Genomic DNA, 18,790 nt, shown 5'->3' with positions numbered 1-18,790 from the left:
GGGCCGTGCTCGGCGATGGCGGTGGTGAACATGTCGATCGCGGCGGGCTTGTTTTCGGTGTACTCGATGCGCCAGCAGACCGGGTGGCGGGAGAACACGTCGATCGCGAGGTAGAGCTTGTAGCGGTCGTCGTTGGTCGGGCCGTGCAGGTCGGTGATGTCCCAGGACCACAACTGACCCGGGCCGCTGGCATGAATGATTGGTTTGGATCGACTGTGGTTGCCGGGGCTGCTGTGGTGGCCGCGGCGGCGGTCACCGACCGTGCCGTAGCGCGCAGCGATCCGGTAGAACGTGCGTGGTGAGCAACCGATCTCACGCTTGTCGAAAGCGCGCCAATATGTTTGCTGCACAGACAGATCCGCGTATTCTTCACGGTTCAATATCTCGACAATGACCTCTTCTTCGGTGGCGGTCAGCGCAGCCGGCTGGAACCGCTGCGTGTGCGGCACCGGATCCTGGACCGGCTTGTAATGACGGTAACCGCGCTCGATCCGGTAGTAGGTCGAGCGAGCCAGACCGGTCAATGCGCATGCGGCTTTGACCCCGATCCAGGTGTGAGTGGCCAAGGCGGTGACCAACTCGGTCAGGAAAGATGATGTCGCTTGAGCCAGGCCTGGTACTGCTCGGCGCTCATCAACGCCGGTGGGATCTGCGGACCCTCGTCCTCGGTCGAGCTCTTGGTGATCCCGTCCAAGAGCTCGAAGGCTTTTCCCATGATCTCCAACGCCGCCTCGGACTGGGCGTTCTTCTTCTCCAACCGGGCGACTTTGGCGCGCAACCGGGCCAGCTCAGCGCGGTCTTGGCTGTCCATGCGGTCCCTCGTTTTGTCGGCGGCAGCGACCATCGAGTCACTGAACGCACCAGACTCGCGGGCCTCTAACCACTCTCGCACGGTCGCCCGAGTCAGGTTGTACTCACGCATCAACCGAGTCTTGGCGCCGCGTTGCACCGCCAGGTCCCAGCGCTGCAAAAACGCAACCCGGAACGCGATCGGGAACGACCGCCGCCCCTTCGCTGACCGTCCAATCGGGATATCGATCGGGGTATCCAACAAATCCATGTCACACTCCATCCCCACCACCCCTACCACACCTTGTGTCTTACGACCAGGATGGCAGAGAGGGTTGAACGGGTGTTTTTGACGTGAACGGGTGTTTCTGTGGCTCTGTAAATCAGCGTCGACGAGCGGTGCGCTGAATGTTGCGCATCTTCGCGCCCGCAGGCATCGGGCCCTTCGGCATTCCGGCACCGGGTCCCTTGCCGCCGAGGGCCGCGAGCCGGGACTCGAGGCTGTCGATACGCGCCTTGTTGATGTTGTTCGGCAACTTGCTCAGGTGCCGTTCGAGCTTCTTGAGGGGTACCTGTCCCTCGTCGTTCCCGACGATGACGTCGTAGATCGGGGTGTCGCCGACAACGCGGGCAATCTTCTTCTTTTCCTGCGCCAGCAGGGTCTTGACCCGGTGTGGGGATCCTTCGCCGACGAGGATCACCCCGGGCTTGCCGATCACGCGGTGCACCGCATCGAGATGGGTGGTGCCGGAGACGGCCTGCTTCACCCGCCACTGACCGCGCATGTTGTCCAACGCCCAGGCGGCGGCGCCGGCCTGACCATCGGCCTTCGTGAACACCGTCTTCTGCACCCGGCGACCAAAGATGATGAACGCGATCAGCACACCCAGGACGATGCCGAGCGGGAGCACGAACACCAGGGAGCCGGTCAACAGACCGATCAGCACCGCGAGCCCGGTGAGCAGGAGGATCGATCCGATCATCAACGGCAGAAGCAGCTTGTCTTCTTTGCGCTGCATCTGGAACGCCTGCCACAGCTGTTTGCGGCGGGCGCGCGACGCTTCTTTACGAGCAGCTTTCGCAGCCGCCTTTGCCTCTTTGCTCGCCTTTGCCTTCGCCATGTGTCCAGGATACTGGCCGACCTCAAGACCCTGGCAGGCCGTGCCAGGTTGAGTCAGAGACCGACCCGTGGTTTCCGGGGTGTGCTCAGCGAGCCAGGCGAGCCATCAGCGACGACGCCTCCTGAGAAGCGTCACCGCCGTCGGTCAGATGCGACATCGACTCGGGGAGTTCACGCCCATGGTGTGCCATCGCCTGTGCGTACAGGCGCCCGGCCCGGTACGACGATCGCACCAGTGGACCGGCCATGACGCCGGCGAATCCGAGATCTTCGGCGAACTTCGAATGCTCGACGAACTCCTCGGGCTTGACCCAGCGGTCGACGGGATGGTGCCGCGGCGACGGACGCAGGTACTGCGTGATGGTCAGGATGTCGCAGCCGGCCTTGTGCAGGTCGGTCATGGCCTCGCGCACCTCGTCCGGGGTCTCGCCCATGCCGAGGATGAGGTTCGACTTGGTGACGAGTCCGTAATCGCGGGCGGCGGTGATGACGTCGAGGCTGCGCTGATACCGAAATGCGGGGCGAATCCGCTTGAAGATGCGCGGCACGGTCTCGACGTTGTGGGCCAGCACCTCTGGCCTGGACGCGAACACCTCCGCGAGCTGTGCCGGGTCGGCGTTGAAGTCGGGGATCAGCAACTCGACACCGGTGGTCGGGTTGAGTTCCTTGATGTAGCGGACCGTTTCTGCGTAGAGCCAGGCACCGCCGTCAGCCAGGTCGTCGCGAGCGACGCCGGTGACGGTCGAGTAGCGCAGGCCCATGGTCACGACACTCTCGGCGACCCGCCGCGGCTCATCGCGGTCGAGGTCCTCGGGCTTTCCCGTGTCGATCTGGCAGAAGTCGCACCGCCGGGTGCACTGCTCGCCACCGATGAGGAAGGTGGCCTCGCGGTCTTCCCAGCACTCATAGATGTTCGGGCAACCGGCCTCTTCACACACCGTGTGCAGGCCTTCGCTCTTGACGAGGGCCTTCAGCTCGGTGAACTCCGGACCCATCGTCGCGCGCGTCTTGATCCACGACGGCTTGCGCTCGATCGGCGTCTCCGCGTTGCGGGCCTCGAGCCGGAGCAGTTTGCGTCCGTTGGGGCCGACTGACCCCGGGGCGCTGGACTGAGTGGGTTTGTCTTGCTGAACGGTCACTGGATCAACCCTACGCCCGTACCACCGGCCGCGACGATCTGCGGCGTTTCGACCGGAGGTGGTCGATGTTCCGTGACTTCAAGTGTGCCGTCGAGCGCGTCCGAGATGGCCGCACCGAGCAGCGGGCGTACGTCCGCGACCGTGACCGATCGGCCCAGTTCGTCTGTGAGAGAACCGGCCCCGGCATCAGGGATGCCGCACGGAATGATCGAGGAGAAGGCGCTCAGGTCCGGATCGCAGTTCACCGCGATGCCGTGCAAAGCGATGGCCCTGGCGACCCGGATGCCGATCGCGCCGATTTTCCGGTCCTGTCTCACCCCGTCTCCCAGCACCCAGACGCCGGACCGGCCGTCTACGCGGTAGGTGTCCAGACCCAGCTGATGGGTCACCGTGATCATGGCCTCCTCGAGGCGACGGACGTAGTCGACCACATCCACCGGGTGGGCCAGCGCGACGATCGGGTAGGCGACCAGCTGTCCCGGTCCATGCCAGGTGAGTTTGCCGCCGCGATCGACATCAATCACGGGAGAGCCGTCCTTGGGACGGTCGGCATCCTCGGTCCGGCGGCCTGCGGTGTACACCGCAGGATGTTCGAGCAGTAGGAGCACGTCGTGGTCGAGAACACCGTCTGCGCGCTCTGTGGCCAGACGATGCTGCAGGTCGAAGGTCTCCTGGTAGTCGACCATGCCGAGCCAGCGGATCTCGAGCGGCTGGGAGGACAGGCGAGCGCTACTCATCACGCCTCCTTGCCGACGGCATGAGCCAGGGCTGAGTCGAGGGTCGGATGCCGGAACTCGAATCCACTGTCGTTCAACACACCGGGTACAACGTTCTGACCCTGCAATAACATTTCATCGGCCATCTCACCGGCGGTCTTCGACAAGACGATGGCCGGTACGGGCCAGGGGGCCGGACGGTGCACGGCTCGGCCCAGCGCTTTGGTGAACTCGGCATTGGTCACCGACGCAGGCCCGCACATGTTGACCGGGCCGGTGATCGGATGATCCATGACGAACTCGAGCACCCTCACCGCATCGGGCAGGCTGATCCAGGGCAGGTACTGACGACCACTACCCAACCGCCCACCCAGCCCGACCTTGAACAGCGGGCGCAGTTTGCCGAGAATCCCGCCCGTCTGCGACAGCACCGGTGCGGTGCGGATGAGCGCCACCCTCGTCGCGCTCGGTGCGCCACTGAGCGCCGCGGCTTCCCAGTCGATGGTCAGGTCCGCGAGGAATCCGGTGCCCGCAGCATCTGCCTCGGTGACCGGGGACGAGCCGGTGTCGCCGTAGTAACCGGTCGCGCTGGAACTGATGAACGTCGGGACCGCCGCGATCCGGACGGCCTCTGCGAGAACCTGGGTGGGGATGATCCGGCTGTCTCGCAACTGCTGTTTGACGTGCCCGGACCATCGGCGATCGCCGATCCCGCGCCCGCAGAGATTGACGACGACGTCGACGCCGGACAGAGCCGCGGGATCGATGCCGAAAGATTCCGGCTCCCAGTGGACCTCGTTCTCTGAGGTCGTGGGCCTGCGAACCAGTCGCAGCACCTGATGGCCGGCCCCGGTGAGACTGTCCACCAGGGCCGTGCCGATCAGGCCAGATGATCCCGCGACGGCGATCCGCATGGGCTATAGGCCCAGGTCCGCCTCAAACGCCGCCTCTTCCAGACGGTGCTTCACAGTGGTCAGGAACCGTCCCGCGTCGGCGCCGTCGATCAGTCGGTGATCGTAGGTCAGCGGCAGGAACGACATCGACCGCACCGCGATCGATTCGGACCCGTCAGCACCGGTGAGTACGACCGGGCGCTTGACGATCGCACCCGTGCCCAGCATCGCCGCCTGCGGCGGGACCAGGATCGGGGTGTCGAACAACGCGCCCTGACTGCCGATGTTGGTGATCGTGAAGGTGCCACCGGTCAGATCGTCGAGCTTGAGCTTGTTGCTGCGTGCCCGGCTCGCGATGTCGGCAATCGCCCGCGCCAGTCCGGCGATCGACAGATCGTCGGCGTTGTGGATCACGGGGGAGAGCAAACCCTGCTCGGTGTCGACCGCGATACCGAGATGCACCTTGGAGTAGTAGGTGATCTCCTTGGCCTGCTCGTCGATCGACGCGTTGACGTTGGGATGCGCCTTCAGAGCTTCGACCACAGCCTTCGCGATGAACGGGAGGAACGTCAGGTTGACACCCTCGCTCGTCTTGAAGCCTTCCTTCGCCGCCTTGCGTAGGGTCACGATCTTGGTCATGTCGACCTCGAACACCTGCGTGAGCTGCGCGCTCTCCTGCAGCGACTCGCGAGTCTTCTTGGCCGTGATCTGCCGGATGCGATTGATCTTCTGCGTCGTGCCGACCAGCTGTGCCAGCTCGGGGCTGGGCGCCGCGGGTGCGGATTTCTTCTCTGGCGCAGTCGATTCCGACTTCGACGGAGCGGTCTCGGCGGGAGCCTTTGCGGCCTCGGCTGCAGCCAGCACATCCTGCTTACGGATACGTCCGCCCACCCCGGTGCCCTTGACCGAGCTCAGGTCGACGTCGTTCTCGGCGGCCAGCTTGCGCACCAACGGCGTCACGTAGGGGCTCGAGCCGCTGTCGTCCGACTTGGCAGCAGGTGCCGGCTCTTCCTTCGGCTCAGGCTTCTGTGGTTCGGACTTCTTGTCGGGCTCCGGCGTCTCGACCGGTGACAGCTCTTCCTTGGCCTCGGGCTCGGGCTCCGGCTCTGGATCTGGCTCTGGCTCGGGTTCCGGCTGCGCTTCGTCTTTGGTCTCTTCCGGTTCCGACGGTTCGACTGTCGGGGTCGCATCGGCGGAGCCGACCACGGCCAGCCGTCCACCGACCTCGACGACGTCGTCTTCGGCCGCCACGATCTCGAGCAGGGTGCCGGCCACGGGGGACGGGATCTCGGTGTCGACCTTGTCGGTGGACACCTCGAGGAGCGGCTCGTCGGCGTCGACCGAATCGCCGACCTCCTTGAGCCAGCGGGTCACGGTGCCCTCGGTGACCGACTCGCCGAGTTCGGGCATGGTGACGTCGGTGCCATCACCTGAACCGGATGACGACGGCTTCTTCGGCTCCGGCTCGGCGGCGGGCTCCGGTTCGGCTTCTGGCTCCGCTTCCGGCTCGGCCTGCGCCTCGTCCTCGGCGGGGGCCTCGTCGGAACTGCCCGTGTCGTCGGAATCATCGGCGGACTCGCCGGCCTCACCGATCTGGGCCAGCTCACCCCCGACCTCTACGACGTCGTCTTCCTGCGCGACGATCTTGGTGAGCACGCCCGAGGTGGGAGCCGGGATTTCGGTGTCGACCTTGTCGGTCGACACCTCCAACAACGGCTCATCGGCCTCGACCGTGTCACCCTCCTGCTTGAGCCACCTGGTGACTGTGCCCTCGGTGACGCTTTCACCCAGGGCGGGCATTTGGACGGAGAAGGCCATCGTTGTCGACTCCTCGATTTCGAGATCCGGTGTGCGGTCTGAGGTCTGGGCCGGGTCGCCGGTATTGGTGACCCGGAGTGGGGGGTGGGGCGCGCCCGGTAGGGCAAACCGCCGGTTCAAACCCTACCTTCCGAGCTAGCCTTCGGCAGCGATCTCCTCCAGCAAGGCGTAGATGGTTCTGACCGGGACGCCGGTGCCACCCTTACCGGTATAGCCCCACGGCCCTCCGGTGTTGAAAGCAGGTCCGGCGATGTCGATGTGTGCCCACTCGACGCCGTCCGCCACGAACTCACGGAGATAGATCCCGGCCGACAACATGCCACCCCAGCGGTGGTTGGTGACGTTGGCCAGATCGGCCACCCGGGAGTCGAGGTCGGGGCGCAGCTCCTCGGGAAACGGCATCGGCCAACCCGATTCGCCCTCGGCCTGAGAAATCGCCGCGACGCGGTCGCGGAACTCGTCGGTGCCCATCACCCCTGGGGTGCGGGTTCCGAGGGCGACCATCTGCGCGCCGGTCAGCGTCGCTGTGTCGATCAGGTAATCGGGGTCGTCCTCGCAGGCACGCACGATGGCGTCGGCGAGGATGAGCCTTCCCTCGGCGTCGGTGTTGATGACCTCCACCGTCTTGCCGCCGTACTGCGTCAGCACGTCACCGGGGCGTTGCGCTGTACTCGACGGCATGTTCTCGGCCATCGGTACCGTCGCGATCACGGTGACCCCGACGCTCAGCTCGGCAGCCAGGATCGCGGTCGCGATGACTGCGGCGGCGCCACCCATGTCCGAGGTCATGTTCTCCATACCGGCCGCGGGCTTGATGGAGATGCCACCGGTGTCGAAGGTGATGCCTTTGCCGACGAGCGCGACGGTCTTCGCCTTACGGCCGCCGCTGTGGGTCAGCCGGACCAGACGCGGCGGGCGCGAGGAACCCTTGCCGACACCGATGATGCCCCCGTATCCACCCTTCTCGAGGGCGGCCTCGTCGAGGATTTCGACCTTGAGCCCGGCTGCCGACCCGAGGGCCTTGGCACGGTTCGCGAACTCCTCGGGAAAGAGGTGGCTCGGTGGGGTGTTGACGAAGTCGCGGGCGATGGCCACCGCGCGGGCGATGGCCTGGGCGCGCTCGAGATCTGCTTTCGTGTCCTTGTCCGCCTCGGGAACCAGCAGGCGGACGGCACCGAGTGGGGCCTTCTCCGGCGGCGTCGAACGGAACTCGTCGAACCGGTAGGCGCCGAGGAAGAAGCCCTCTGCTGCGGCGGTCAGATGGGCGGTCGACAAGGTGGTGACGGCGGCGTTCACCCCCGCCAGGCTGCGCGCTGCGACACCGGCCTGCCGCCGGATGTGCTCCGCGTCATCGAGTTTTGCCGGAGCGCCGAGGCCGACGGCGAGAACAGACGTGACGGCGAGGCCGGCAGGTGCGGGCAGTCGGGTCAGCTCTCCGGCGGACCCCTTCGCACCGACGGCGGCCAACGCTGAGTCCAGGGCCGACCCGATGGCGTCATCGAACAGGCCCTCGCCGATGACCAGGGTCGGTGTCCCGTCACCGTCCGCCTCGTCCGCCGTCGTCAGCCCGATCACCAGGACGTCGTCGTCTTCACCGATGCCGGTGGCCAGCGACAGCTCCGGACCCAGACGACGATTCGCACTCGACTTGCTCACGTTTGTACTCCCACTCGTAGCCGTACTCATGCCTGCCGGTCAGCTTAGTTGGCTGCCCGGCAACGCCGACGGGGGTGCGCGTCCGCCGTCCGGCGCGGCACCGGGCGCGATAGCGTTGCCGTCATGAGTGAAGGCGAATTGCTGGCAGGTCCCATCGAGGCATCGCATCGCGCGCTCGGCGCGAGTTTTGCCGCGTTCGGTGGCTGGAACATGCCCGTCTCGTACGCGGGCACGGTGGCCGAACACACCGCGGTCCGGGAGGCGGTGGGGATCTTCGACGTCAGCCACCTCGGCAAGGCGTCGGTGACAGGCCCGGGCGCCGCCGACTTCGTCAATCGTGCGCTGACCAACGACCTGGGCAAGATCGAGCCCGGCAAAGCGCAATACACAATGTGTACCAACGAGTCCGGAGGCGTCATCGACGACCTGATCGCCTACTGGGTGTCGCCGGACGACGTCTTCCTGGTCCCCAACGCTGCGAACACCGCCGCGGTGGTCGCGGCCCTCGCGGCCGCTGCGCCCCCGGAGATCGAGGTGGTCGACCGGCACCGCGACTTCGGGGTCATCGCCGTGCAGGGGCCCAAGTCGGCGCAGGTGCTGGACAGCCTCGGGCTGCCGACCGAGATGGAGTACATGTCGTTCGTCGATGCCGAACTGGTGGTGGGTGATTCGAGCTACCCGGTCAGGGTGTGCCGCACCGGCTACACCGGCGAACGTGGGTACGAGCTACTCCCGGCCTGGGATGACAGTGCGGCGGTCTTCGATGCGTTGCTGACGGCGGTGACCGCAGCCGGTGGACAACCCGCCGGTCTCGGGGCCCGCGACACCCTGCGCACCGAGATGGGATATCCCCTGCACGGTCATGAACTGTCCGTCGACATCACGCCGGTGCAGGCACGATGCAGCTGGGCGGTCGGCTGGAACAAGCCGGAGTTCTTTGGCCGTGACGCACTGCTGGCGGAGAAGGAAGCGGGTCCCGCTCGGCGACTGTGGGGGCTCCGGGCCCTTGGCCGCGGCGTTCCCCGAGCCGACCTCGATGTTCTTGCCGGGGACGGCGGCGAGCGCATCGGAGTGTGCACATCCGGGACCTTCTCGCCCACTCTGAAGACCGGGATCGCGCTGGCGCTCATCGATACCGCAGCCGGTGTCGCCAAGGGGGACACCGTGGTGGTCGACGTCCGTGGACGCCCGCTCGAATGCGAAATCGTGTTGCCGCCCTTTGTAACAGGAAGCACCAGCTGATCGGCGAAACCCCTCGCGTCGCAGGGCGCCGGAGGACGGGCGTTACGATTGATCAATGACCTTGGAGTTCGTCCGGACCGAGCACCCGCAACCGCTGTCGCAATCGCGCCGTGCCGACATCCTGGAAGCACCGGGATTCGGTAGGCACTTCACCGACCACATGGTCGTGATCGATTACACCGCGGACAAGGGTTGGCATGACGCCAACGTGGTTCCCTACGGGCCCATCGCGCTCGACCCGTCCGCGATGGTGCTGCACTACGCCCAGGAGATCTTCGAGGGTCTCAAGGCCTACCGGCAATCCGACGGCACCATCGCCTCGTTCCGCCCGGACGCCAACGCCGCACGTTTGCAGCGCTCGGCGCGCAGGCTGGCCATGCCCGAGCTGTCCACCGAGGACTTCATGGCGTCGCTCCGGGCGCTGCTCGAGGTCGATCACGAGTGGGTGCCCGCGGCCGGAGGCGAGTCGTCGCTGTATCTGCGACCGTTCATGATCGCCACCGAAGCCGGCCTCGGAGTGCGTCCGGCGAGCGAGTACCGCTATCTGTTGATCGCTTCGCCCGCCGGCGCCTACTTCCCCCGGGGTGTGCACCCCGTGAGTGTGTGGCTGTCCACCGAGTACGTGCGTGCGGCACCCGGTGGGACCGGCGCGGCCAAGTTCGGCGGCAACTACGCGGCCTCCCTTCTCGCCCAGGCCCAGGCGGCCGATCACGGCTGCGATCAGGTGGTCTGGCTCGACGCGATCGAACGCCGCTTCATCGAAGAGATGGGCGGGATGAATCTCTTCTTCGTCTTCGGCTCTGGGGCCGACGCCAAACTGGTCACGCCTGAGCTGTCCGGTTCGCTGCTGCCGGGCATCACCCGCGAGTCGCTGCTGCAGCTCGCCACCGACGCCGGCTTCGACGTCACCGAACGCAAGATCAGTGTCGAAGAATTGCGCAAGGGCGTCGCGTCGGGAGAGATCACCGAGGTGTTCGCGTGTGGAACGGCGGCGGTGATCACCCCGGTCGGACACGTGAAGGGCGACACCGACGACTACACCATCGGCAACGGTGAACCGGGTGAGGTGACCATGGCGCTCCGCGACACCCTCACCGGGATCCAGCGCGGAACGTTCGCCGACACCCACGGCTGGATGTCGACTCTGTACGGGAACTGACGCTCGTCGTCCCTCGCCGCGGCGAGACTGCGGCTGTGAAGTGAGCTACTAGGCCGATGGCTACATACCTGCAGTCTCGGTCAGGCGTTCCGGGTCAGCCGGCAAGCACGACGCACAGTGCGATCAAGGTGCTCAGTTCGGTCAGTGCGCCGAGCACATCGCCGTTCATGCCGCCGAACCGCTGTGCGCAGTGGGCGCTGAACAGCCAAGCGAAGACAGTCACGACCACGGCCGCGATCACGCCCGGCACGGGTAATTCAGGGCCGACGGCGAACCCGACGGCGAGCGCCCCGAGCACCCAGAACGGGATGGTCAATCGTTGCGTCGCGGCGGTGAGGCCGCCGAACTTGGACTCGGCGGCGGGTGGCAGGGAGATCCGGCAGCCGATCACAGTGGCCACGCGCGAGACGAAGCCGACGAAGATGAATGCGGCCCAATTGCTCTCCTGCATCAGGGTGCCGTAGCCGACGGCCTGGGCACCCATCACGATCACCAACGTCGCGGCGCCGAAGGGTCCCGTGGAGCCGCTGTGCATCACCTGGTGGACGCGGGCAGGCGGGCCGTAGCAACCGAGCCCGTCAGCGGTGTCCGCGAGTCCATCCAGATGCATCCCGCGGGTCAGGACCGCCAGCAAGCCGACGATCAGCAATCCGCACAGCAGAACCGGGAGTTCTGTGTGATCCAACCCGATTGCGGCGGCCGCGGCGATGGCCCCGAGGACACAGCCGACCAGCGGGGTGGACCCTATGGCGGCACCGCCGAGCGAACGGTCGAATGGCCCGGCCGGTTCGGGTACGGGAAGAATCGTCAGCCAGGAGAACGCGGTCTGAGGGCCACGGATCGCGCCGCGCAGACTCATCTCTCCGGATTCACCGACGTCGGATCAGCCGCGCCGCTGACCGCGGCCTCGGAGAAGGTGGCCATCGAGGCGAGGGTGGCGACCGCGGACTGCACGACGGGCAGCGCGGTCAATGCACCGCTGCCTTCGCCGAGCCGCATCGACAGATCCAGCAGCGGTTCGAGGTCGAGTTGCCTCAGAGCGATGGTGTGCGCGGGTTCCGCGGAGCGGTGACCGGCCAGCCACCATTCGCGGGCACCGGGTGCCATGTCATTGGCGACCAGGGCCGCGGCGGTCACCACGAGACCGTCGAGGATGACAGGCGTTCGCCGAAGAGCCGCCTGCGCGAGAAAGCCTGCCATGGCAGCGATCTCGGCACCGGCGACCGTGCGAAGCAGTTCCAGCGGCACCCGCGCGTGAGGGCGGCCACGGCGCATACCGTCACGGACCGCGCCGGTCTTGCGGATCCAGCCGTTGTCGTCGATGCCGGTGCCGCGACCGACCACGACCACCGGTTCGGAATCGGTGAGCAGGCCGACCAGGATCGTTGCCGGAGTGGTGTTGCCGATCCCCATCTCGCCGGCCATCAGCAGATCCGCACCGGAATCGATCTCCTGATCGGCGATGGCCCGCCCGGCGGCCAGCGCAGCCCGGGTCTCCTCGGTGGTCAGCGCATCCTCGCGGGTGAGATCTCCCGAACTCCTGCGAACCTTGAAGCGGCTGATCGCTTCGGGGGTCTGGGCATCGACGGCGAGGTCTTCGACTCGGACCCGGGCTCCGTGGATGCGTCCGAGTACGTTAACGGCCGCGCCGCCTGCGGCGAAGTTCGCGACCATCTGCGCCGTGACCTCCGGCGGGAACGCCGACACGCCCGATTTGGCAACGCCGTGATCCCCGGCGAACACAACCACCGTCGGGGCCTCGAACACGGCCGGTGGGCACACGCCCTGGCAGGACGCGACCCAGATCGCGACCTCTTCGAGCCGACCGAGCGAGCCCGGCGGCTTGGTGAGCTCGCCTTGCCGACGGCGGGCTTCGATCGCCGCGTTCCGGTCGGGCGCCGCGATGAAGTCGAACTGCTCAGGCAGTTCGAACTCGGTTGCCGTGGGCACGATATCGAGTGACGTCGTGCCGGCCTCGGGAGCGAAATCAGGTGCCGTCGCGGCTTCGGACGAGGCCGGGTCCGCGGTCGCGTCGACGGTGGGGTCGTTCGGAACGAGGAGCGGGAGAGCCGATCCGGAGATGTCGGTAGCGGCACCCAATTCGAGAACCTGCCCGGCGACGATCAGGACAACCCGGTCGCAGGCCGCCGCGATGGCACTGTTGAGCAGACCCAGCTGATCCTGAAAGAGGCGACCTGCCGGTGTCGGTGCCACCAGGGACAGACCCACCTCGGGACTGATGATGACCAGATCCCCGGTGAAATCGGACACTGCTGACGAGATCTCGTCGATCACGCCGGACATGTCGAAGGCGTCGTCGCTCCACCCGCCGACCGAGTCGATATGGCGGCTGACCCAGCTGCCGAGGTCGTCGACGAGCGTGGCGGTGCGCGAGTCCGAACGCAATTCGGCAGCGACATCGCCGGTCTCGATGGTCGTCCATTCCGCAGGACGACGGAGGCGGTGTTGCGCTATCCGATCCGACCACTCGGGGTCACCGGTGGCGGGGTTTGCCGCCGTGGCCAGGTACCGAACACCGGTGTGCGGAAGAAGCCCTTCACCGAACGCTGATTTACCCGAACGAATACCACCCAGAACCAGAGTTCGCATCCCGGTCAGACCGCGTCACCAGGTTTGACCTTGGGCCGCGGTGCCCGCATGAACCGCATCTGCATGGCGCGGCTGAAGCCGTACCAGCCGAGTTTGAAACCGCCGTCGGTGGTGCTCGGAAAACGTTCGCGCACACGATTGTTGAGGATCCGGCCGAGCAGCACGCCGTCGATCACGAGGAAGATCACGAAGATCAGCATCAGCAGGGTGGCGTACACCGCGATGGCCGGGACGAACATCACGATGATCAGCATGATCGCGAACGGCATGAAGAGTCCGGCGAAGTTGCGCCTCGAGTCGACGATGTCGCGGGCGAAACGTCGGGCCTCACCCTTGTCGCGCGGCATCAGGTACCGCTCTTCGCCCTCCATCATCTTCTCGCGCTGATCGGCCCGTTGCTGGCGTCGCGTATCCGACTGGGCCTTCTTTTCTTCTTTGCTCAGATTGGCCGAGCTGCCCTTGAGTTCCCTCTTGCGTGCACGGGCTTCGGCCCGCGTCGTCGGGGCCGGTGCGACCGGGCCGCGGCGCCTGCCTTCCGCGTCGCGCCGTTTCGGGGTCGGTCGGCCCTTGGCCTCGGTGTACCGGCGCTTGGCCGCGGCTTCTTCCACGGTCAGCGCGACGGTGGTGTCAGCAGCGTCGTCGGCGTCGACGTCGTCTTTTTTCCAGGGCAACTTCACGTGTCCAGATTATCGCGAGCGTGCGCTGCCGGAGCGGGCCACCCTTCATATACTCGGGCGATGAAGGCTTTGATCGCCCCCGATTCGTTCGGCGACACCTTGACAGCCGTCGCGGCGGCCGAGGCGATCGCCGCGGGATGGACCCTCGGACGCCCCGCGGACGAGCTCTCGCTTGCCCCGCAATCCGACGGTGGGCCGGGCTTCGTGGCGGTGCTCGCCAGTCGTTTCGGAGACGTGCAGACCGCTCGCGTCAGCGGTCCCCTCGGTGCGATGGTCAGCGCCCATTGGCTCCTGGACCGGCGCGAAGGCCGCACCGTCGCCTACATCGAGTGCGCGCAGGCCTGCGGGCTGCATCAGCTCGGCGGGCTGCCGACGCCGCGGACCGCGCTCGCCGCGGATACGTTCGGTGTCGGCGAACTGGTCGCAGCAGCGGTGGCGGTAGGCGCCGACCAGATCGTCGTGGGTCTGGGTGGCAGTGGCAGCACCGACGGCGGCCGCGGGTTGATCGACGGGCTCGGAGGGCTCGCGGAGGCCGCGCGTCTGCTGGGACCGGTGCAGCTGGTGGCGGCGTCCGACGTCGAGAACCCGCTGCTCGGGACCGATGGCGCAGCGGCAGTGTTCGGTCCGCAGAAAGGAGCCGACGCCGCAACCGTCGCCTTGCTGGAAGAGGGACTCGCGGACTGGGCGCAGGTGCTCTCCGGACTGGCGGGCCGAGACATCTCGGACGAACCGGGGGCAGGCGCCGCCGGTGGCCTCGGTGCAGCTCTGCTGGCATTGGGCGCGGAACGCGTGCCGGGCGCCACTGTGATTGCCGAGGCGACCGGGCAGGCCGACCTCATCGCAGCTGTCGACCTGGTCATCACGGGGGAGGGCAAGTGTGACGAACAAACCCTCAAAGGCAAGGTCGTGGCGGCGTTGACCACGGCGGCGCGCGGCCGGGGCATCCCGACCGTCGTGCTCGCCGGTCAGGTCGCGCTGACCCCGGCGCAGCTCGCCGAAGCCGGAATCACTCTGGCGCGGTCGATCGTCGAGGTCGCCGGATCGGTCGAGGTGGCCATGGACGACGCGGAGAATCAGCTCGGGGAGCTCGCCCGGCAGGTCGCCGAGGCATGGTGATCGCTCGCTGGGCGTGGGCGACGTGGTACGCGGGAATAGGAGGAGCAGGAGTACGGTTATAGGCGACGGAAGTTCGTATCCGATACCTGGCAACCAGGAATCGCACGCCTACGCCCCGCACACTGAGGAGAATCCATGACCGCATCGAACGACACCGCTGTGCAGACCGAGACAGAAGCGCCTGCGCACGGCGTGATTCTCACCGATGCCGCTGCTTCCAAGGCCAAGGCCCTGCGCGAGCAGGAGGGCCGTGAAGAACTCATGCTCCGTATCGCCGTCCAGCCCGGCGGCTGCGCGGGCCTGCGCTACCAGCTCTACTTCGACGACCGCAATCTCGATGGCGATCTCGTCGTGGAGTTCGACGGAGTCGGGCTCGCGGTCGATCGCATGAGCGCCCCGTACGTCATGGGAGCCAGCATCGACTTCGTAGACACCATCGAGAAGCAGGGTTTCACGATCGACAACCCGAATGCGACCGGCAGCTGCGCCTGCGGCGATTCGTTCAACTGACGCCTGACCCTCTCACCAGGCAGCTCGACCCCCGCACCACAAGGGACCGCATCCGATTCATGGATGCGGTCCTTTTGGTTGGCGATTCTTCATGTGCGCACATCCGATGGGGTCCGCCGGGGGACACCTGGCCCCGAAGGTAGCGTTGAGCCATCTGTCAGGTGACAAGAAAGGTTCTTCTCCGTGGCCATCGCCATTTGTGGATCCATCGCGACCGATCATTTGATGCGCTTTCAGGGGAAGTTCTCCGAGCAGTTGCTCGCCGAACACCTGAGCCACATCTCACTGAGCTTCCTCGTCGAGGAGTTGGTGATCCGCCGGGGCGGCGTGGCCGGCAACATCTCCTACGCCATGGGCGTCCTGGGTGGATCGCCGTTGCTCGTGGGATCGGTCGGTGCCGACTTCGACGACTACCGCAAGTGGCTGGAGAGCAACGGCGTCGACACCCGTGGCGTGCGGGTGTCCGACACCGCGCACACCGCCAGGTTCATGTGCACGACCGACGACGAGATGGCCCAGCTCGCGAGCTTCTACGCGGGCGCGATGAGCGAGTCGCGGGAGATATCGATCTCTGCCCTGGCCTCGGAGTTCGGCACGCCGGATCTGGTGCTGGTCGGTGCCGACGATCCCGACGGGATGATCGCGCACAGTCGCCAGGCCCGCGAGCTGGGCATCCCTTTCGCCGCTGACCCGTCGCAGCAGCTCGCCCGACTCGACGGCGAGCAGGTGCGCGACCTCATCGAGGGTGCGACGTTCCTGTTCACCAACGAATACGAGTGGGGTCTGCTCCGGCAGAAGGCCGCGCTCAGCGAGGAGCAGGTCGCCAAGACGGTCGGCTTGCGCATCACGACCCTCGGCAGTGCGGGCGCGGAGATCGTCGAGGCCGACGGATCACGCACCCACGTGCCGGTGGTGCCGGAGACGGCGAAGGTGGACCCGACCGGTGTCGGCGACGGGTTCAGGGCGGGCTTCCTGGTCGGCAACGCTGCCGGCCTCAGCAATGAGCGCAGCGCCCAACTCGGATCGATGGTGGCGGTCTTGGTACTCGAAACGGTGGGCACGCAGGAGTGGGTATGGGACCGTGCGTCGGCACTGACCCGCCTTGCCGGAGCGTACGGAGATGACGCGGCGGCGGAGATCTCGGCCGTCCTCCCGGCCTAGGCACCACCCGCGCCACCAATACGAAGACGCGCCACAATATGTGGCGCGTCTTTCGTGTCGGTGGGCCGGGTTCAGAGCTTGACGGGGTACCGGTGATCTTCGATCGCCGGGACGATCGAGCCCTCGACGAAGATGCCGTGCCAGACCATGAACACCAGGACAGTCCACAGTCGCCGACTGTTGTCGACGGTGCCCTCGCGGTGTTCGGCCAGCATCTTCCGCACCGCGTCCTTGTCGAAGATGTGGTCGGTCTGCGAATGATCGATGGTCTGATGCGCCCAGTCGTAGAGTTCGGTCCCGGCCAGCCAATGCCTCAACGGCACAGGGAAACCCAGCTTCTTCCGGTGTAGGACATGGGCCGGCACGATCTGCTCGAGCGCCTTCCGCAGTGCATACTTCGTGGTGCCGTGCGAGATCTTCTCCTCGAATGGCAACGCTTCCGCGACCCGCATCACCTCCGGGTCCAGGAACGGTACGCGGAGTTCGAGCGAGTTGGCCATCGTGATCTTGTCGGCCTTGACGAGGATGTCCCCGCGCAGCCAGGTGAAGAGGTCCAGATGCTGCATCCGTGCGACCGGATCCCAGCCTGCAGAGATGGCGTAGATGGGTGCGGTGACGTCGGTGTGGGTCCACTCGGGCCGAAAGTCCTTGAGGACTGCGCGGAGTCGAGCGTCGTCGAAGCTCCGGGCGTTCCCGTAGTAGCGCTCTTCGAGGCTCATCGACCCCCGGTGCAGCAAGCTCTTGCCGCGTCTGCCCTCGGGGAGTCGGTCCGACAGGCGGCCGGCTGCGGCCCGCAGGCCGCGGGGGAGTCGTTCGAAAGGCTTGAGCGACAACGGTTCCTTGTAGATCGTGTAGCCACCGAAGAGCTCGTCGGCGCCTTCGCCGGACAGCACCACCTTCACGTGTTTACGTGCTTCGCGCGCAACGAAATACAGGGGCACCAGCGCGGGATCCGCGACGGGATCATCGAGGTACCAGACGATCTCGGGGATGGCGGCGGCGAACTCGGCCGGACCCACCACCTTCACCACATGCCGGGCCCCGATCGCGGCTGCCGACTCTGCTGCCACGTCGACCTCGGAGTATCCCTCGCGCTCGAACCCGGTCGTGAAGGTGATCAGGTCCGGATTGTGGCGGATGGCCAGCGCGGCGATGGCAGTCGAGTCGATGCCCCCGGAGAGGAAGGAACCGACCGTGACGTCGGCACGCATGTGCTTGGCCACCGAATCCTGCAGAGCCTCGGCGATCTCGTCGTAGCGCGCCTGCTCGCTGCCCTTGGTGAAGGGCCGGACCGCGAACTGTGGCGTGAAGTAGCGGTAGACCTTCGGGAGCTGGCCGGGGCGAAGCGTCGCATAGCTGCCGGATTCGAGCCGCCTGATGCCCGCGTGCAGCGTTTCCGGCTCCGGTACGTACTGCAAGACGGTGTAGTGCTCGATGGCGCGATTGTCGAGCACATCGGTGACGCCGATTCTGTCGATCAACTCCAGCAGGCTCTTCTTCTCGCTACCGAAGATCGTTCCGCCGGACCCTGACGCGATGAAGAGTGGCTTGATCCCGAACGGATCGCGGGCGAGGAACAGCGAACGGTCGACGGTGTCCCAGATGGCGAAGGCGAACATGCCGCGCAGGCGCGACACCGCGTCCGGGCCCCAGTGATGGAAGGCGGCGACGATCGCTTCGCCGTCACCTTCGGTGCGGAACTCGGCGCCCTCGTCGCGGGCCAACTGGGCCCGGATCTCGAGATAGTTGTAGATCTCGCCGTTGAAGACCAGTGCGTACCGCTCTGGGCTCTCCGGAGGGCCCCAGCGCAGCGGCTGGTGTGAATGCTCGATGTCGATGATGGAGAGTCTGTTGAAACCGAAGACGACGTCGTCGTCGTTCCAGGTTCCGGGCTCATCCGGGCCGCGGTGGCGCATGCAATGCGACGCCGCCGCCACGAGTTCGGCCGATTCTCCCGCTGACGCGTCGCTGGACAACAGACCTAGCAGACCACACACGAAAAACGCCTCGATTCGTTCTGGGAGAACACGCGGAACACGCCCGAGTATGCCGCAATCAGGGGTTGTCCCGCCCGTCCGGCCTGCCAAGGGGTGCACCAAAAACCCGGCCGATGACGCGTTCGCAACCCAACTACGAATGTTGCTGCCGCTTGGTCTACGCTGCGTAGTACACGAGCTACCAATC

General features: G+C 66.4%; 17 protein-coding genes. 5 read left to right on the top strand and 12 right to left on the bottom strand.

Annotated features, from left to right (window positions below; genetic code table 11):
• From BH683_RS15370 to BH683_RS15335, 8 genes are all read right to left on the bottom strand, one after another.
• On the bottom strand, positions 1-578 hold a 578-nt coding region (locus BH683_RS15370; RefSeq protein ID WP_143695939.1), incomplete at its 3' end, for a DDE-type integrase/transposase/recombinase.
• A 5-nt stretch (positions 579-583) separates the two neighbouring features.
• On the bottom strand, positions 584-1,060 hold the full coding sequence (locus BH683_RS15365; protein ID WP_084834288.1) for a hypothetical protein: 477 nt from the start codon (positions 1,058-1,060) through the stop codon (positions 584-586).
• Positions 1,061-1,172: 112 nt separating this feature from the next.
• Positions 1,173-1,910 carry a DUF4191 domain-containing protein gene (locus BH683_RS15360; protein ID WP_084837121.1) on the bottom strand — a complete coding sequence of 246 codons (738 nt, stop codon included), beginning with the start codon at positions 1,908-1,910 and terminating at the stop codon, positions 1,173-1,175.
• A gap of 85 nt (positions 1,911-1,995) precedes the next feature.
• Positions 1,996-3,048 carry a lipoyl synthase gene (gene lipA / locus BH683_RS15355; protein WP_084837120.1) on the bottom strand — a complete coding sequence of 351 codons (1,053 nt, stop codon included), beginning with the start codon at positions 3,046-3,048 and terminating at the stop codon, positions 1,996-1,998.
• Complete coding sequence (gene lipB, locus BH683_RS15350; protein WP_084837119.1) at positions 3,045-3,785, bottom strand: lipoyl(octanoyl) transferase LipB; 741 nt, start codon at positions 3,783-3,785, stop codon at positions 3,045-3,047. The genes lipA and lipB overlap by 4 nt, the downstream gene beginning before the upstream one ends.
• Entirely contained in the window at positions 3,785-4,678 is an 894-nt protein-coding gene (locus tag BH683_RS15345) for a TIGR01777 family oxidoreductase (RefSeq protein WP_084837118.1), read from the bottom strand. The genes lipB and BH683_RS15345 overlap by 1 nt, the downstream gene beginning before the upstream one ends.
• A gap of 3 nt (positions 4,679-4,681) precedes the next feature.
• Positions 4,682-6,475 carry a 2-oxoglutarate dehydrogenase, E2 component, dihydrolipoamide succinyltransferase gene (gene sucB, locus BH683_RS15340; RefSeq protein WP_084837117.1) on the bottom strand — a complete coding sequence of 598 codons (1,794 nt, stop codon included), beginning with the start codon at positions 6,473-6,475 and terminating at the stop codon, positions 4,682-4,684.
• 135 nt (positions 6,476-6,610) lie between these two features.
• Complete coding sequence (locus BH683_RS15335; protein ID WP_084837116.1) at positions 6,611-8,131, bottom strand: leucyl aminopeptidase; 1,521 nt, start codon at positions 8,129-8,131, stop codon at positions 6,611-6,613.
• Between the two features lie 123 nt (positions 8,132-8,254).
• Here BH683_RS15335 and gcvT point away from each other — a divergent pair, with 123 nt between their 5' ends.
• On the top strand, positions 8,255-9,373 hold the full coding sequence (gene gcvT / locus BH683_RS15330) for a glycine cleavage system aminomethyltransferase GcvT (RefSeq protein ID WP_084837115.1): 1,119 nt from the start codon (positions 8,255-8,257) through the stop codon (positions 9,371-9,373).
• Positions 9,374-9,428: 55 nt separating this feature from the next.
• A complete protein-coding gene (locus BH683_RS15325; RefSeq protein WP_084837114.1) occupies positions 9,429-10,532 on the top strand; it encodes a branched-chain amino acid aminotransferase in 1,104 nt (367 codons plus the stop codon).
• A gap of 94 nt (positions 10,533-10,626) precedes the next feature.
• Here the strand turns inward: BH683_RS15325 and BH683_RS15320 are convergent, their stop codons facing one another.
• The 3 genes from BH683_RS15320 to BH683_RS15310 are packed head-to-tail and all read right to left on the bottom strand — an operon-like array spanning position 10,627 to position 13,819.
• On the bottom strand, positions 10,627-11,391 hold the full coding sequence (locus BH683_RS15320) for an adenosylcobinamide-GDP ribazoletransferase (protein ID WP_084837113.1): 765 nt from the start codon (positions 11,389-11,391) through the stop codon (positions 10,627-10,629).
• Complete coding sequence (gene cobT, locus BH683_RS15315) at positions 11,388-13,142, bottom strand: nicotinate-nucleotide--dimethylbenzimidazole phosphoribosyltransferase (RefSeq protein WP_084837112.1); 1,755 nt, start codon at positions 13,140-13,142, stop codon at positions 11,388-11,390. The genes BH683_RS15320 and cobT overlap by 4 nt, the downstream gene beginning before the upstream one ends.
• A 5-nt stretch (positions 13,143-13,147) precedes the next feature.
• Positions 13,148-13,819, bottom strand: coding sequence for a DUF3043 domain-containing protein (locus BH683_RS15310; RefSeq protein WP_084837111.1), 672 nt, complete (start codon positions 13,817-13,819; stop codon positions 13,148-13,150).
• Positions 13,820-13,879: 60 nt separating this feature from the next.
• Here BH683_RS15310 and BH683_RS15305 point away from each other — a divergent pair, with 60 nt between their 5' ends.
• The 3 genes from BH683_RS15305 (at position 13,880) to BH683_RS15295 (ending at position 16,606) form a co-directional block, all read left to right on the top strand.
• Positions 13,880-14,935 (top strand): glycerate kinase, encoded by a 1,056-nt coding sequence (locus tag BH683_RS15305; RefSeq protein ID WP_084837110.1) that lies wholly within the window; start codon positions 13,880-13,882, stop codon positions 14,933-14,935.
• A gap of 135 nt (positions 14,936-15,070) precedes the next feature.
• Entirely contained in the window at positions 15,071-15,445 is a 375-nt protein-coding gene (locus tag BH683_RS15300; RefSeq protein WP_084837109.1) for an iron-sulfur cluster assembly accessory protein, read from the top strand.
• Between the two features lie 183 nt (positions 15,446-15,628).
• Positions 15,629-16,606: a carbohydrate kinase family protein gene (locus tag BH683_RS15295; protein ID WP_084837108.1), complete on the top strand. Its 978-nt coding sequence runs from the start codon at positions 15,629-15,631 to the stop codon at positions 16,604-16,606.
• Between the two features lie 71 nt (positions 16,607-16,677).
• Here the strand turns inward: BH683_RS15295 and asnB are convergent, their stop codons facing one another.
• Complete coding sequence (asnB, locus tag BH683_RS15290) at positions 16,678-18,603, bottom strand: asparagine synthase (glutamine-hydrolyzing) (protein ID WP_084837107.1); 1,926 nt, start codon at positions 18,601-18,603, stop codon at positions 16,678-16,680.
• Positions 18,604-18,790: the final 187 nt, after the last annotated feature.

It is taken from the genome of Williamsia sp. 1138, from assembly GCF_002095435.2.
Lineage (GTDB): Bacteria > Actinomycetota > Actinomycetes > Mycobacteriales > Mycobacteriaceae > Williamsia.
The sequence above is the reverse complement of the archived record's forward strand: the minus strand, read 5'-3'. Positions and strand labels throughout refer to the sequence as shown.